Annotated in this window: 15 protein-coding genes; 9 read left to right on the forward strand and 6 right to left on the reverse strand. The window is 39.3% G+C overall.

Annotated elements, in window-relative coordinates; all coding sequences use genetic code 11:
* Positions 1–309 precede the first annotated feature (309 nt).
* Complete coding sequence (locus ACFIO5_RS00840) at positions 310–1,548, reverse strand: saccharopine dehydrogenase family protein (RefSeq protein WP_375633624.1); 1,239 nt, start codon at positions 1,546–1,548, stop codon at positions 310–312.
* A gap of 55 nt (positions 1,549–1,603) precedes the next feature.
* Positions 1,604–2,701, reverse strand: coding sequence for a carboxynorspermidine decarboxylase (locus ACFIO5_RS00845; RefSeq protein WP_375633736.1), 1,098 nt, complete (start codon positions 2,699–2,701; stop codon positions 1,604–1,606).
* A 167-nt stretch (positions 2,702–2,868) separates the two neighbouring features.
* Between ACFIO5_RS00845 and ACFIO5_RS00850 the strand changes: the two genes are divergently transcribed.
* The 7 genes from ACFIO5_RS00850 (at position 2,869) to mnhG (ending at position 9,648) form a co-directional block, all read left to right on the forward strand.
* Positions 2,869–3,366 (forward strand): BA14K family protein, encoded by a 498-nt coding sequence (locus ACFIO5_RS00850; protein WP_375633623.1) that lies wholly within the window; start codon positions 2,869–2,871, stop codon positions 3,364–3,366.
* 230 nt (positions 3,367–3,596) lie between these two features.
* Positions 3,597–6,518, forward strand: coding sequence for a monovalent cation/H+ antiporter subunit A (locus ACFIO5_RS00855; protein WP_375633932.1), 2,922 nt, complete (start codon positions 3,597–3,599; stop codon positions 6,516–6,518).
* A complete protein-coding gene (locus tag ACFIO5_RS00860; RefSeq protein WP_375617427.1) occupies positions 6,518–6,859 on the forward strand; it encodes a Na+/H+ antiporter subunit C in 342 nt (113 codons plus the stop codon). Before ACFIO5_RS00855 ends, ACFIO5_RS00860 begins: the two co-directional genes overlap by 1 nt.
* Positions 6,859–8,481: a monovalent cation/H+ antiporter subunit D gene (locus ACFIO5_RS00865; protein WP_375633621.1), complete on the forward strand. Its 1,623-nt coding sequence runs from the start codon at positions 6,859–6,861 to the stop codon at positions 8,479–8,481. The genes ACFIO5_RS00860 and ACFIO5_RS00865 overlap by 1 nt, the downstream gene beginning before the upstream one ends.
* The gene (locus tag ACFIO5_RS00870) at positions 8,478–8,963 is read left to right on the forward strand and encodes a Na+/H+ antiporter subunit E (protein WP_375617425.1); all 486 of its coding nucleotides are present in this window, start codon (positions 8,478–8,480) and stop codon (positions 8,961–8,963) included. The genes ACFIO5_RS00865 and ACFIO5_RS00870 overlap by 4 nt, the downstream gene beginning before the upstream one ends.
* Positions 8,960–9,241, forward strand: coding sequence for a K+/H+ antiporter subunit F (locus ACFIO5_RS00875; RefSeq protein ID WP_375633620.1), 282 nt, complete (start codon positions 8,960–8,962; stop codon positions 9,239–9,241). The genes ACFIO5_RS00870 and ACFIO5_RS00875 overlap by 4 nt, the downstream gene beginning before the upstream one ends.
* The gene (gene mnhG, locus ACFIO5_RS00880; protein ID WP_375633619.1) at positions 9,238–9,648 is read left to right on the forward strand and encodes a monovalent cation/H(+) antiporter subunit G; all 411 of its coding nucleotides are present in this window, start codon (positions 9,238–9,240) and stop codon (positions 9,646–9,648) included. Before ACFIO5_RS00875 ends, mnhG begins: the two co-directional genes overlap by 4 nt.
* A gap of 16 nt (positions 9,649–9,664) precedes the next feature.
* Here mnhG and ACFIO5_RS00885 read toward each other — a convergent pair whose 3' ends face one another.
* The 4 genes from ACFIO5_RS00885 to ACFIO5_RS00900 form a co-directional block, all read right to left on the reverse strand.
* Entirely contained in the window at positions 9,665–10,057 is a 393-nt protein-coding gene (locus ACFIO5_RS00885; protein ID WP_375636430.1) for an MliC family protein, read from the reverse strand.
* 17 nt (positions 10,058–10,074) lie between these two features.
* Positions 10,075–10,470 carry an MliC family protein gene (locus tag ACFIO5_RS00890; protein ID WP_375617422.1) on the reverse strand — a complete coding sequence of 132 codons (396 nt, stop codon included), beginning with the start codon at positions 10,468–10,470 and terminating at the stop codon, positions 10,075–10,077.
* A gap of 416 nt (positions 10,471–10,886) precedes the next feature.
* Complete coding sequence (aroB, locus tag ACFIO5_RS00895) at positions 10,887–12,020, reverse strand: 3-dehydroquinate synthase (protein ID WP_375617421.1); 1,134 nt, start codon at positions 12,018–12,020, stop codon at positions 10,887–10,889.
* Complete coding sequence (locus ACFIO5_RS00900; RefSeq protein WP_375633735.1) at positions 11,995–12,627, reverse strand: shikimate kinase; 633 nt, start codon at positions 12,625–12,627, stop codon at positions 11,995–11,997. The genes aroB and ACFIO5_RS00900 overlap by 26 nt, the downstream gene beginning before the upstream one ends.
* A 260-nt stretch (positions 12,628–12,887) precedes the next feature.
* On the opposite strand from ACFIO5_RS00900, the gene ACFIO5_RS00905 reads away from it, so the two are divergent.
* Positions 12,888–13,826, forward strand: a complete 939-nt coding sequence (locus tag ACFIO5_RS00905) for a site-specific tyrosine recombinase XerD (RefSeq protein WP_375617420.1) — start codon at positions 12,888–12,890, stop codon at positions 13,824–13,826.
* 78 nt (positions 13,827–13,904) lie between these two features.
* Complete coding sequence (locus ACFIO5_RS00910; RefSeq protein WP_375633734.1) at positions 13,905–14,861, forward strand: acetyl-CoA carboxylase carboxyltransferase subunit alpha; 957 nt, start codon at positions 13,905–13,907, stop codon at positions 14,859–14,861.
* The last annotated feature ends 10 nt before the right edge of the window (positions 14,862–14,871 follow it).

The following is a 14,871-nucleotide window of genomic DNA, read 5'->3' on the forward strand; positions in this document are numbered from 1 at the left end:
CCGCTCTTCTTTAAAAGAGCGGTATTTTTATATCTTTTGTTTATGACACTATCTTTTTGATGATAATGACAAGTTATACAGTGTGATTAAATTAGTTTTTCTTCTCTGTTTTTCTTGATCATTGCTCGCTATGTCTTAAAAAGATGCTATGTCTCTTCTTTAGGGTTGTTAAGAAATCGCAATGTTGCCAAAATATAACGAATAGCTAAAATTTTTTTGAAAACCATAATTACACGAGAATATTAAGTTTGTTTTCATTGGGCAGTTTTGTGATAACTTAAAAAATCAAGCATATGCTTTCTATAGGTATTAAAATTGTAATTTTTTATCCTCTTGTTGTTCTCTTATAAAAGTGGGAAGCCCCATATGATCAAGATATTTAAGGAAAGGGTGGGGTGGTAATTCTTCCACATTGACCATAGTTTTAACATCCCATTCACCTGTGGCAATAAGAAGAGCTGTTGCGGCTGCTGGTACGCCAGCCGTATAGGAAATGCCTTGTGCCCCAGTTTCATGAAAAGCTTGTTTGTGATCGGCTATATTATAGATAAAAATTTCTCTCGGGTTTCCATCTTTTTCGCCTTTAATAAGATCTCCAATACAGGTTTTTCCTGTATAGTCTGGGGCGAGAGAGGAAGGGTTGGGTAAGACGGCCTTTACGACTTTCAAGGGCACGACTTCTTGTCCTTCTGCTGTCTTAATGGGCTGTTCAGATAAGAGACCAAGATTTTTCAGAACCGTAAAAACAGTGATATAACGATCACCAAATCCCATCCAGAAACGGACATTCTCTACATCAAGATTTTTGGAAAGTGAATGAATTTCATCATGTCCTGTCATATAGGCTTTTTGTTTTCCCACAACGGGAAGATCCCATTCATGGCTGACTTCAAACATTTTATTGGAAGTCCATTTTTTATTTTGCCATGACCATACTTGTCCTGTAAATTCACGGAAGTTAATTTCTGGATCAAAATTTGTAGCAAACCAACGTCCATGATTTCCGGCATTAATATCAATAATATCAATATCTGTGATTTTATCAAAATAATCATCGCGCGCTAATGCTGCATAAGCATTCACTACACCTGGGTCAAAACCTGCTCCTAAAATAGCGGTTATACCAGCTTTTTCACATTCTGGACGCCGAGGCCATTCATAATTGCCATACCAAGGAGGTGTTTCACAAATTTTCAATGGGTCTTCATGAATCGCTGTATCGATATAAGCGCATTTTGTTTCAATACAAGCTGAAAGAACAGACATATTAAGAAAGGCAGAACCAACATTAATGACAATTTCACATTTGGTCTTTTGGATGAGCTTTATAGTTTCTTCTACATTCATGGCATTGAGCGAATGGCTTTTGAGAACACCTTGCTCTTTCATTGTGTTTTTTTCTTTAATAGAAGCAATGATGGCTTCACATTTTTTGAGTGTTCGTGAAGCAATATGAATTTCACCAAGAATATCGTTGTTTTGAGCACATTTGTGTGCAACAACTTGTGCAACACCTCCAGCACCAATAATGAGAACATTTTTTTTCATTGTAGGTCCATCTCCCTTTTTAATACTGTTGTATGACGTTTTTTATGGTTTATCTTTATGAAAGGCTTTCCTGATAGTCGTTATAGCTGAATTGGCGTTGAAGTGTTAATGTACCATCGCACTCTTTGAGAACAATAGCAGGCATTGTAACGCCATTAAACCAGTTTTTCTTGACCATTGTATAACCTGCTGCATCCTGAAAAGACAGTCTATCGCCTATTTTAAGAGGTTTTTGAAATTGAAATGTTCCAAAAATATCGCCGGCAAGACAAGATTTTCCACAAATCATAATTTCGTGTGGTCCTAGATTGGGTTCTAATTTGGCATTTTCACGATAAATGAGAAGATCAAGCATATGTGCTTCAATTGAGCTATCAACGATGGCTAGATTCTTTTCATTATACAATGTGTCAAGAACACTGACTTCTAATGTGGTGCTTTTGGTAATAGCAGCTTCTCCTGGTTCTAGAAAAAGAGTGACACCATGAGTTTTAGAAAATTGTTTTAAGCGTTTTGCGAAAGCTTCTAGAGGATAATTTTCAGCCGTAAAATGGATTCCGCCGCCAAGGCTTATCCAGTCAACAGCAGAAAAAAGTTCTGCAAATTTTTCTTCCATATATCCAAGCATTTGGTTAAAAAGATTAAAGTCAGCATTTTCACAATTGTTATGGATCATCAATCCGTTGATAAGAGGCAGAACTTCTTTGATAGCGCTTTGGTTTGTTTCTCCTAAGCGGCTAAAAGGGCGAGAGGGGTTGGCAAGATCAAAATTTGATGCGCTGATTCCTGGGTTTAACCTTAAACCTCTTTGAATGGTTTTTGTTGCATCAGAAAAGCGTTGAAGCTGTTGGATGGAATTAAAGATGATTTTATCTGCATAACCACAGGCTTCATCAATTTCATCATCTGCCCAAGCCACTGAATAAGCATGGGTTTCTTTGCCAAATTTTTCTCTTCCTAAACGTAGTTCATAAAGGGATGATGATGTGGTTCCATCCATGAACTCAGACATTAAATCAAAAACACTCCATGTGGCAAAACATTTTAAAGCAAGTAAAATTTTAGCTCCGGACATTTCCCGTAAACGAGAAATTGTTTGCATGTTTTTGATGAGTTTCGATTTGTCTATAAGATAGTAGGGGGTTTTTATCATCATTTATTCATTCTTTTTTGAAGGATCTTATTGCCAAGATCAACGTTTAGTACAAAGAGTAACAGAATGTCTCAAGAAAAAAGAATCTTAAGAAAAGAATCTGTTTCTGTCTAGCAAGAGAAAGGCTTTCTGTAATTACTGTTGTTTATTATGTTGAGTTTTTTGTTATGAGTATGAAAAAAAAATTATATTATGCTTTAGCTTTTGTATTTGTTAGCAGTTTTTTCATTATAACAACCACTCTTGTTAATTGGGGGCAAAATAGAAGTGACGCTAAAGCCAAACTGGTTACTCAGACTTCTGTCCTAGATAGTTCGGTGCCTCTGATTTTTACGGGGCGTAGAGAACTTAATGGTTTCAAAGGTTATCGTCATTATCGGCGTGGTTATCGTAAATACAGTGATAATTGGTGGTATCCTGAAGTGGCATTTGTTACATCACCGCACTTAAGCACAAAAGGCGCATCATTAAAAGTTGTACCAGATGCTAAAAAAGTGTTTTTAACGTTTTCTTCGGAAAAATTAGAAAAAAAAGAGCCATGGATGCTTAAACAACATATTGAATCTTGCCGTGCGCGTTATCGCTCTTATAATAAAAATGATAATAGTTTTCAGCCTTTTCATGGGGGGCGTAGGCAGTGTTTATCCCGCTTTTTTAAAGGATAGAAATTAAATAAAATTTTAATTGCTTCTTGTCGTGGGCGTTATTGTTCTTACAATAAAGAGAAGACTTGTGTGGTGCGCAGTATTTTCATGCAAGCATTGTTTTTTTTAAAAATTTAAATGCTTTTAAGTTTTATTAAATCTTATTATCATTAAGTGTGGAATGGGGGGGTGAGAATATAAGTTTTTGTTTTGTCGATGACAAAATATTAAGGTAAAATGGAGTTTAAAGAATGACAACACGGGAAGCAATGTTGGTATTGCTCGTTTTGCTTCCCTTTGGTGGAAGTGCTGTCATTGGCTTTTTTCGTTCGACAGCAAAAAATAATGAAGCGTGGTTTGCTGGGGTCGTCGCACTTTTCTGTCTTATTTTTACAATAATGCTTTATCCGGAAGTTCGCGGAAACCACATAGTGCGTTTAGATATTTCTTGGCTTCCAGAATGGGGAAGCGATTTTATTCTCCGCATAGATGGTTTGTCGTGGCTTTTTTGCTTGCTTATTACAGGGATTGGGCTGCTTGTTGTCATTTATTCACGTTATTACATAGATCCAGCGGATTCTGTACCGCGTTTTTTTTCCTTTTTTTTGGCCTTTATGGGATCAATGATAGGAATAGTTTTATCAGGTAATCTCGTCTTTTTGGTTGTTTTCTGGGAACTCACCAGTATTTTTTCTTTTTTGCTGATCGGCTATTGGTACCATAATGCAAGTGCGCGTGAGGGTGCGCGTATGGCTCTAACGATCACAGGTTTTGGCGGCTTTGCTCTTTTTATTGGAGTTTTATTGATTGGGTATACTGTTGGCAGTTTTGATTTGGATAAGGTGCTACAGTCTGGAGATATGATCCGGTCAAGTTCTCTTTATAGTCCTATCCTTATTTGTATTTTATTGGGAGGGTTAACAAAAAGCGCGCAATTTCCCTTTCATTTTTGGCTACCTAACGCGATGGCTGCTCCAACTCCCGTATCGGCTTATTTGCATTCGGCAACAATGGTAAAAGCGGGATTGTTTTTGCTTGTTCGTTTATGGCCTGTGCTCTCTGGAACAGAATCTTGGTTTTGGCTGGTTGGCTTTTCAGGACTCTCAACTCTTCTTCTAGGTGCTTATTTTTCGATGTTTCAGCAAGACTTGAAAGGACTGCTTGCGTACTCGACTATTAGTCATCTTGGATTAATTACAACACTTTTAAGTCTTGGTAGTCCACTTGCATGTGTTGCGGCAATCTTTCATATGGCCAATCATGCTACTTTTAAAGCTTCTTTATTTATGGCTGCTGGCATTATTGATCACGAGACGGGAACACGTGATATGCGTAAACTGTCAGGGCTTTATCGTTCTATGCCTATCACAGCAACTCTTGCTTTAGTTGCGAGTGCAGCGATGGCTGGGGTTCCTTTGTTGAATGGTTTTTTATCGAAAGAGATGTTTTTTGCTGAAGCTGTTGAAACGCATATGGAATCATGGCTCGATTGGATTGCGCCTTATGTGGCAACGCTAGCTAGTCTGTTTAGTGTGACCTATTCTATACGCTTTATTCATGGCGTTTTTTTAGGACAAAAGCCTGACAATTTACCCAAGACTCCCCATGAACCACCGCATTTCATGCGTTTACCAATGGAGCTTTTGGTGTTTATTTGTTTAGCGGTTGGTATTTTTCCTAATTTAACAATAGGACCTATTTTAGATAATGCGGTCGTGTCTGTTTTAGGAACAATGACAATTCCTTATAGTTTGGCTGTTTGGCATGGGTTTAACACTCCATTAGTGATGAGTTTTGTTGCATTATTAGGGGGCGGATTGCTCTATGCTGTCGGGCATCGTTATTTTTTATCCTGTGATGATGGGGCTCCTTTTTTCCGTCACTTAAAAGGACCGCGTATTTTTGAACGCATTCTCGTAATTATTTCTTGGAAATGGGCCCGTGCGGTGGAATCTGCTTTGTCAACACGCCGTTTGCAGATCCAATTGCATTGGATTTTTTGGGTCTGTTTTGCCTTTGTTGGTCTTTTACTTTGGTGCGATGGTTTCATTCCAGTGGGGACATTACCGCTTTTTCCACTTGATATTCCTTTTCTCGCTCTTTGGCTGGTTGGCGGATTATGTGCGCTTTTAGTTGCTTGGCGAGCAAAGTTTCATCGTCTTGCTTCACTTATGCTTTTAGGGGGAGCTGGTTTGATGACTTGTGCAACCTTTTTATGGCTTTCTGCTCCTGATTTAGCAATAACACAATTGGTTGTTGAGGTTGTTACAGTCGTTTTATTATTGCTTGGTTTACGGTGGTTGCCTAAACGTTTGCATGACCCTGGGCCAGCTGCTGTTCGTTTTTGGGTTCGCTTGCGTCGTTTCCGTGATTTCATCATATCCCTTGTAGGAGGTGCTGGTGTAGCATGGCTTTCTTTTGCAGTGATGACACGTCCCCAAGGTACAACGATTTCTGATTTTTTTCTAACGCATGCTTACTCAGATGCTGGTGGTCGCAATGTTGTGAATGTGTTATTGGTTGATTTCCGTGGTTTTGATACCATGGGAGAAATTGTGGTTTTGGGTGTTGTTTCCCTTACTGTTTTTGCCCTATTACGACGTTTTCGTCCTGCGCCTGAGAGTATTGATGCGCCTTTTCAACAACGTATCCAGAAAGCCTTTGATATAGCACAGCCTAATCGAAATGTGGGAGATACAGTATTGAATTATTTAGCTGTTCCTGCTGTTATTATGGGTTGGCTCTTTCCGATTATTATCGCTTTTGCTATTTATTTATTCATGCGAGGGCATGATCTGCCAGGAGGTGGATTTGTCGGTGGTATTACTTTGGCAATAGGATTTATTTTACAATATCTTGCACGCGATATTCGGTGGGTGGAAACGCATTTGAGAGTTTTACCTTTGCGTTGGATAGGCTTTGGCTTATTGTTGTCAGTCGTAACGGGGATGGGCTCTTGGTTTTTTGGATATCCTTTTTTAACATCCTTTTTTCGATATATTCATCTTCCGTTAATTGGGAAAGTTTCCATGGCATCCGCTTTTTTGTTTGATTTTGGTGTGCTTTCTCTTGTGTTAGGAGCAACTGTTCTCATTTTAATTGCACTTGCACACCAGTCAATTCGGAGTTACCGAATCGGTAAGAAACCTATTTTAAAAGAGAAGGAAAATTAATGGAAATTGTTCTTTCTTTGGGTATCGGTGTTTTTGTCGGATCAGGTATTTGGCTTGTTTTGCGTCCACGTACTTTTCAAGTCATTCTTGGTTTGTCCTTGATCTCCTATGGTGTTAATCTTTTTATATTTTCAATGAGTAGACCGCGTAGTAATGCTGCTCCAATTGTTGATCCTACCCCTGTTATTAATCCAGCTAATTATGTCGATCCTCTCCCACAAGCCTTGGTTTTAACTGCAATTGTGATTGGTTTTGCAACAACAGCTTTATTTTTAGTTATCTTGTTGGTTTCACGTGGTTTAACGGGTTCTGATCACGTTGATGGACGTGAGGTGCAATAATGGAAATAGGAGTGCATCATCTCCTTATTTTGCCTATTCTTTTGCCGTTAATCACTGGAGCACTTCTTCTTTTTTATGATGAACGTCGTGCAAGACTTAAATCATTCATCAGTCTTTCTTCTGCGGGACTGTTGGTCGTTACTGCTATTTTATTGATTATACGTACTCTTGAAATAGCACCGGCTTGCGATGTTTATCGACTTGGTAATTGGCCGTCTTCTTTTGGAATTGTTTTAGTCCTTGATCGCTTAAGCGCTATGATGCTTTTACTTTCCAGCTTGTTGATGACTAGCGTGTTGGTTTTTGCGCGGGCTCATTGGTACAAAGCTGGTTCTCATTTTCAGTCACTAATGCAATTTTTTATGGTGGGGATAAATGGTGCTTTTTTGACTGGTGATTTATTTAATTTATTTGTGTTTTTTGAAGTTATGTTAACAGCTTCCTATGGGCTTGCTTTGCATGGTTCTGGTCAGACACGCGTGCGCGCAGGGTTGCATTATGTCGTGGTTAATCTTGTTGCTTCATTATTTTTTTTAGTTGGTATAGCGCTCATTTATGGAGTCGTTGGTACTCTTAATATGGCCGATTTGGCTGTTAAAATAAAATATATATCTTCTACAGATATTGTTTTGTTCGAAATAGGTGTTGCACTTTTAGGTATTGCTTTTTTGCTTAAAGCGGGTATGTGGCCGCTTAATTTTTGGTTGGTGCCAACTTACAGTGCAGCAGTAGCACCAGTTGGAGCTTCTTTTGCACTTTTGAGCAAGGTGGGTATTTATATTATTTTACGTTTAACGTTGCTATGGTTTGGTTCTGAAAGTGAATATTTTAACCATTTTGGTCATACGGTTTTGTTTTATGGTGGGCTTGCCACTATGATTGTTGGTTTTATTGGGGTATTGGCAAGCCAAGTTTTGGTGCGTTTGGCAGCTTATAGTGTCCTTGTCTCTTCTGGTACATTGTTGGCCGCGATCGGGATCGGCAATGCAGCACTGACAGCAGGTGCACTTTTTTATATTGTTTCTTCAACTTTAGCACTGGGAGCTTTTTTTCTTTTGGTAGAGTTGGTTGAACGCTGTCAAGATGTGGCTGCAAATGTTCTTGCTGTCACAATGGAGGTGTATGGTGACGATGAAGAGGAGGAAGAAGATGAAGTTGGCATCTATTTTCCGGTAACCTTGGCAATTCTTGGAGCTTGTTTTGGTATTTGTGCCATTTTGATTATTGGATTGCCGCCTTTTTCTGGTTTTGTTGCTAAATTTATGATGTTCATGGCAATTTTAAATCACAGTAGAGAGGATTTTTCTGTCTCTCTACCGGTTTACCAAGATTGGCTTTTTGTAGTTTTTGTCACTCTCTCTGGTTTTGCGGCTTTGATTGCATTGACACGAACGGGTATCCGAACTTTTTGGGTTTCTCTTGAAGGGCGTATTCCCCGTGTGCAAGTGATAGAATTTGCGCCTATTGCCGTTCTCCTTGCTTTGTGTTTTCTTATAACAATTGTAGCCAGTCCTGTTAGTCATTATATGTCTGAAACTGCTAAGACTTTGTATGAACCTCAAAACTATATTGGGAGCGTTTTAACGGATTTTTCTCTCGAAAATAGGGAGGTGAGTAAATGAATCGTTTTTGTCCTTCCCCTTTTTTCAGTGGTGTCATTGTCCTTATGTGGCTTATTTTAAATGGTTTTAGTTTAGGGCAATTTCTTTTAGGGATTTTAACCGCTTTGTTTTGTGGTTGGATGATACGGCTTCTGGAGCCGGAGAAGGCTGTTATTAAAAGCTGGAGTGCGGTTTTTCGTCTCGTTTTTCGAGTATTTATAGATTCTATATTCTCAAATGTTTCGGTGACTTGGTTTGTTTTAACAAAAAGGTCTCGAGAGCAGAAATCTGGTTTTATTGTAGTACCTCTTCTGCTTCATAATCGCACTGCTTTGGCTATTTTAGCATGCATCCTTTCGGCAACCCCTGGAACTGCTTGGGTTGCCTATAATAGTAAAAAGGGTGAACTTTTGCTTCATGTCTTAAATTTTAAAAATGGATATGATTACAAACAGTTGATCAAACAACGGTATGAGCAATTGCTTTTGGAGATTTTTTTATGAGTATGGTGATTCTTTATTGGGGGCTTTTCTTTTCACAGTTTTTTTTAAGTTTAGCGGTGATTTTCGCGCTGTTTCGGTTGATTCGTGGTCCACGGGCGCAGGATAGAATTGTTGGTTTGGATGCCCTTTATATAAGCACTATTCTTTTGTTTCTTACATTCGATATTCGTTCAGGAACAACCGCTTATTTTGTCGCAGCTCTCATTATTGGATTGTTGGGATCTGTCTCAAGCATCGCTTTGGCGAAATTTCTTATGCGGGGGGAGATTATTGAATGAAAGATGATATATCGCTTGTGGTTGCTATTGCTATCACAGTTTTCTTAATATTAGGGTCTGGATTGACATTGATCGCAACGATAGGTTTGGTGCGTTTTTCCAATTTTTATAAGCGTTTGCATATGCTTTCAGTATGTACGAGTTGGGGCGTTGGTAGTATTCTTATTTCTTCATTTCTTTATTCAATATTTGTGGACCATTATTTTGTTTTTCATGAAGTGTTGCTAATGTTTTTTTTATTTTTAACAGCACCGGTAGCTTCTATGTTGCTCTCACATACAGCAGCTTATCGACATCATTCAGAAGAACAGTCAGAAAAACCGCTGGCTCTTTTATTACACCAGACGGAGGAAAAGTCATCCACGTCAGAAGGAACATCAAGAGATGAGAGCCAGCGCGGTTCTTGAAATGTAAGAACCTTCTTTATTCTGTGCTTTTTTCTTCTACACAGTGGATGGGCTTTTCTTCTTTTGGATCATTAATAAGATCGTAAAATATGGCTTCATTTTTAGTTACCCACCAAATGTATTGACCACCCACATATTTTCCTCCAGAAGCGGCAATTACATTAGAACCAACGATGCGCTTACCGTTCCATTTTAAATCAACAAGCGCAATATTGCCAGCATTATGATAAGTTGCCTCAACATGCTCTTTGCTTGTTCCCATGTCGCATTGATAGAAGACGGTCTCTGTTGTTGGTTCTGGATCATTTGGTACTTCAATGACTAAAGAACTTGCTAATGCATTAATTGAACCGAGGAGGAACACACTTAACGTAATGAAAAATTGTTTAGTAAAAGAAATTTTTTTCATAATATTTCCCGTGTTATTTAAAATAATAATGTTGACTCATCTTTACATAGGATAGGTTTTTTTTCTTCTGGATCCTGAGCAAGGTCATAAAGCGTGACTTCTTTGTTCTTCTCCCACCAGATGTACTGAGCTCCTGCAAATTTTGCTCCTGTTGCCGCGATGACATTAGCAGCAATGACACGATCACCGTTCCATTTGAAATCAACCAACGAAATATTGTCAGCATTAAGATAAACTGCCTCTACGCGCTCTTTACCTGTTTCAGTATCACACTGATAGGTAATGGTCTCTGTTTTGGGCTCTGGATTGTCTGGTACTTCAATGATTAAAGAACCAGCTAAGCTATTGTTTGAGCTGAAGAGTGATAAACTTAAAGCGGTGAAAAATCCTAAAATGTGCAAAGTTTTTTTCATGATGCTTCCCTATATTCCTAATATTGTGCACAAAGAATAATTTGACTGATACGATGGTGTCTACGGCAGGATTCGAACCTGCGACCCCAGGATTCATACCACTTCGATTTTCACCGCCAGCCTTATCGGCTGTTTGTGGTCTGGACTGTCTCTTCACCTTAAAGCTTTTGCTCTTTAGGTGCTGCCCGTTCAGTCTCTACACCTTTCTCTCATTTGAAAAGAGACTTGGCTCGGGATTGGCATATAGTCGCCCATGAAGCTTTCCCCGAATTTGAGCAGATTCACTTTGAGGATTTCTCCTCAAAGTGCCCAATTTCTTTAGGAATCCTGTGCTCTATCCTACTGAGCTACGCAGACATCATCATATTTAATCTTTAATAGAAGTATAAAAACGAATCAATTATATTCAATATGAATTAACGAATTTCTGTTAATTTTTGTTCCAAAAAGGATAAAACTGCATCTGGTGAAACATTTTTTGCAATAAATGATTGGCCAAGTCCGCGTGTTAAGATGAAAGTCAAATTGTTTTGCGAAACTTTTTTATCTTGGGCAATGAGAGTCATTAAAGTTTCAGCATCTGGTAGACCCCCTGGGATATCCTTTAATTGTGTAGGCAATCCTATAAATTTGAAGTGCGCTTCAATGCGTTGTGTAAGCGTGGGGCTTATTAAATTTAATTGAGCAGAGAATTGATGAGCTAGAATCATCCCAATTGCTACGCTTTCGCCATGGATTAAACGGTTGGAGTCATAAGCGGTTGCTGTTTCAAGCATGTGTCCAAATGTATGGCCAAGATTTAAGAGTGCACGCTCTCCCGTTTCGTACTCATCGCGTGCTACAATGTCAGCTTTAAATTGGCATGAGCGAACAATGGCCTCTGTTCGCATAGGGCCATTAGAGAAAATTTTCTGCCCATTTTTTTCAAGCCACTCAAAAAAGTCAGGTTGGTTAATGAGACCGTATTTTACTATTTCTGCGTAGCCAGCGCGAAATTCGCGCGGCGGCAGGGTATCAAGAAGACACGTATCAGCAATAACGCATTGTGGTTGATAAAAAGCACCGATAAGATTTTTGCCATATTGGCTATTGATTCCAGTTTTTCCACCAACAGAGGAATCAATTTGTGCAAGAAGCGTTGTGGGCATTTGAATGAAGTTCATACCACGGCGGATTATACTTGCCGCAAATCCTGCTAGATCGCCAATGACACCACCGCCAAAAGCAATAACACAGTCGCCTCTTTCTAAACGCGCAGCAAGAATTTGATCGATGACAACTTGCAGGGTTGAAAATGATTTTGATTGTTCTCCCGCTTCTACAATAATAGGGACAGTATGAATTTTATTTTTTGTTAATTCTGCTTGCAATATCTCCAAATGAAGGGAAGCAACATTTGTATCTGTAACAAGCGCCAAGCGCGTTTGATGAGGATCTTTTTTATTAAGAGCATGTTTAATTTGTGAAGCAGCTTGTGTAATCAGACCCGGACCAATGATGATATCGTAACAGTGTTTGTCCAGTTTAACAGTAACGGTTTTGGTTTGCATGCTGGTTATCCCTATTGTTAATTTCTGTGTATAGGTAGTGCTGTACGGATCGTATAACATTTTGTGCTACGGTATGACGGCTTTCTTTATGACTGTTAATTGTTAAGTTTGCCTTTGCATAGATAGGATAACGCTGTTCCATGAGTTTTTGCATGGTTTCTTTAGGATTGGCTGTTTGAAGCAAGGGACGTGTCGGGTGCTTTGAGACACGTTGCATGAGGATATCAAGATCGACTTTTAGCCATATGGATATACCATTTTTGTGAATGGCTTTTCGGATATTTTCATTTATATAGGCACCACCACCTGTTGCTAAAACAAGGGGATTTTTTTTCATGAGGTTTAGAATAACACGCTGTTCAAGAGCACGAAATTCGGATTCACCATAAATTTCAAAGATTTCCGTAATTGTCATTTGTGCAGCTTTTTCAATTTCTTGGTCAGAATCATAAAAAGGTAAACGGAGCATGGTGGCGACGCGTTTTCCGATCACTGATTTGCCTGCCCCCATAAGACCAACAAGGACAAGTGCTCTTTTATCAAGGGACGATAAGAGCTGATTCTTTATTTGTGTTATGGGAACGCGTTTTGGTCGATTGCTTTTCATAACTTTATTTCGGCATTTATCCATCTTAAAGTCAATTCCTGTTAATCTTTGTGAGGCATAATACGAGATAGAATATTTTTGGGTAGGTTATTGTCTTATGCCAACATTGACTAGATTTTTGATGATTCTTTTCATTTTGCTTTCTGTTCTTTTCATTATAATGGGTGCTCTTGTGGTTTGGGTTGAACCAGTAACTGTGGATATGTACATTGATGTTCCCTTGGATTCATGGAATCTTTCTACGGAAGCGAATCAATGAAATGAAAAGTGGTGCTGTGATAGATCATTTTCTTGAGATGATGAGTGCGGAGAGAGGGGCTTCGTCTCATACGCTTGCGGCTTATCAGCATGATTTGCAGTGGGCACAAGACGAATTGTCTTCACACTCTGTTTCGCTTTTTTCAGCACAAAAAGAAGATTTAATTACCCTTTTGTCGCTTATGCATACTTTTGGTTTTGCGGCATCGTCGCAAGCGCGCCGTTTATCAACTTTGCGTCAGTTTTATCAATTCCTTTATGCTGAAGGGTTGAGAGCAGATGATCCCTCTCATGATATTGATGCACCTCGTCAGAGGCGTCCTTTGCCCAGAATCATGAGTGAAGATGCAGTGATAAAATTGCTTGATTTTGCGGAGTTAGAAGTCAATCAAGCAGACTATGGGTCCAAAGGTTATTTCCGTGCACTGCGTCTTCAGCTATTGATTGAAATGCTTTATGCAACAGGGTTACGTATTAGTGAGTTGGTGAGTCTGCCGGTTCAGTCTGTTCGAAGGAAGGAATACAGCGTTTTGGTTCGTGGTAAGGGCAAAAAAGAACGAATGGTGCTGTTATCAAAAAAAGCATGTCAAGTTCTTTCACAGTGGTTAAACTTGCGTGATCAGGGAAAGGATGCTACGAGTTCTTATCTTTTTCCTGCGCATTCCGAGACAGGATATATTGCTCGTCAAGTCGTTGCACGAGAGTTGAAAAATCTCGCTAGAAGAGCAGGGATAGGAAGTGATAGCTTTTCTCCCCATGTGTTGCGTCATGCTTTTGCTAGTCATCTTTTGCAAAATGGTGCTGATTTGCGTGCCGTTCAACATTTGTTAGGTCATTCTGATATTGCTACCACTCAGATTTATACCCATGTGTTGGAAGAGGGACTTTATCGTTTAGTCAATGAGCATCATCCACTTGCCGATGAGCAAAAGGCTCGTTAAAGAAAAGGTGATGTTTTTGAAAAAGACTTTATAAAGCAAATTATAAGTGTATAAGTGACACTGAATGAGTTGATACAAATGTATAATTATCTTGATTTTGAAAAACCAGTTGCTGATCTTGATGGGAAAATTCTTGAATTAAAAAAAATTTCTCAGGAAAAAGGCAGTCTTGATATGAGTGACGAGATTGCTCGTCTTGAAACGCGTTCCCAAACAGCGTTGCGCGATATTTATAAAAAATTATCGCCGTGGCAAAAAACACAAGTCGCTCGTCATCCGGATCGTCCCCATTTTATGGACTATTCTAAACGCCTATTGAGTGATGTTACGCCTTTGGCCGGAGATCGCAAGTTTGCTGAAGATGAGGCTATTCAAGCGGGGTTTGCACGCTTTAAAGGTGAGGCCATTGCTTATATCGGTCAAGAGAAAGGTCACGATACGGAAACACGTTTGCGCTATAATTTTGGTTCTGCACGTCCAGAAGGCTATCGTAAAGCTGTACGTATTATGGAAATGGCTGACCGCTTTGGTTTGCCACTCCTCACTTTTATTGATACAGCAGGTGCTTATCCTGGGGTAAGCGCTGAAGAACGTGGGCAAGCGGAAGCAATTGCTCAATCAACAGCTACAACTTTGCGTTTGAAAGTTCCTGTGGTTTCCGTTGTTATTGGAGAAGGCGGTTCTGGAGGGGCGATAGCAATCGCGGCTGCCAACAAAGTTTATATGTTGGAGCACGCAATTTACTCTGTTATTTCACCAGAAGGAGCAGCTTCTATCTTATGGCGTGATCCAGCTCGTGCAAAAGATGCTGCAATGAATATGCGTATTACCGCTCAAGATTTGTATCGCTTAAAGATTATTGATGGCATTATTTCGGAACCTTTAGGGGGAGCGCATCGTGGCAAAGAGATTGTCATTGATGCAACGGGTGATGTTATTTCAGAGGCTTTAAAAGCTATGGCTGGAAAAGATGGTCAAGTGCTTAAACAAGAGCGAAGGGAAAAATACCTTCAAATTGGTCGATCTCTAACATAGATTATTTTTT

The sequence above is a fragment of the Bartonella sp. AA86SXKL genome, from assembly GCF_042196885.1.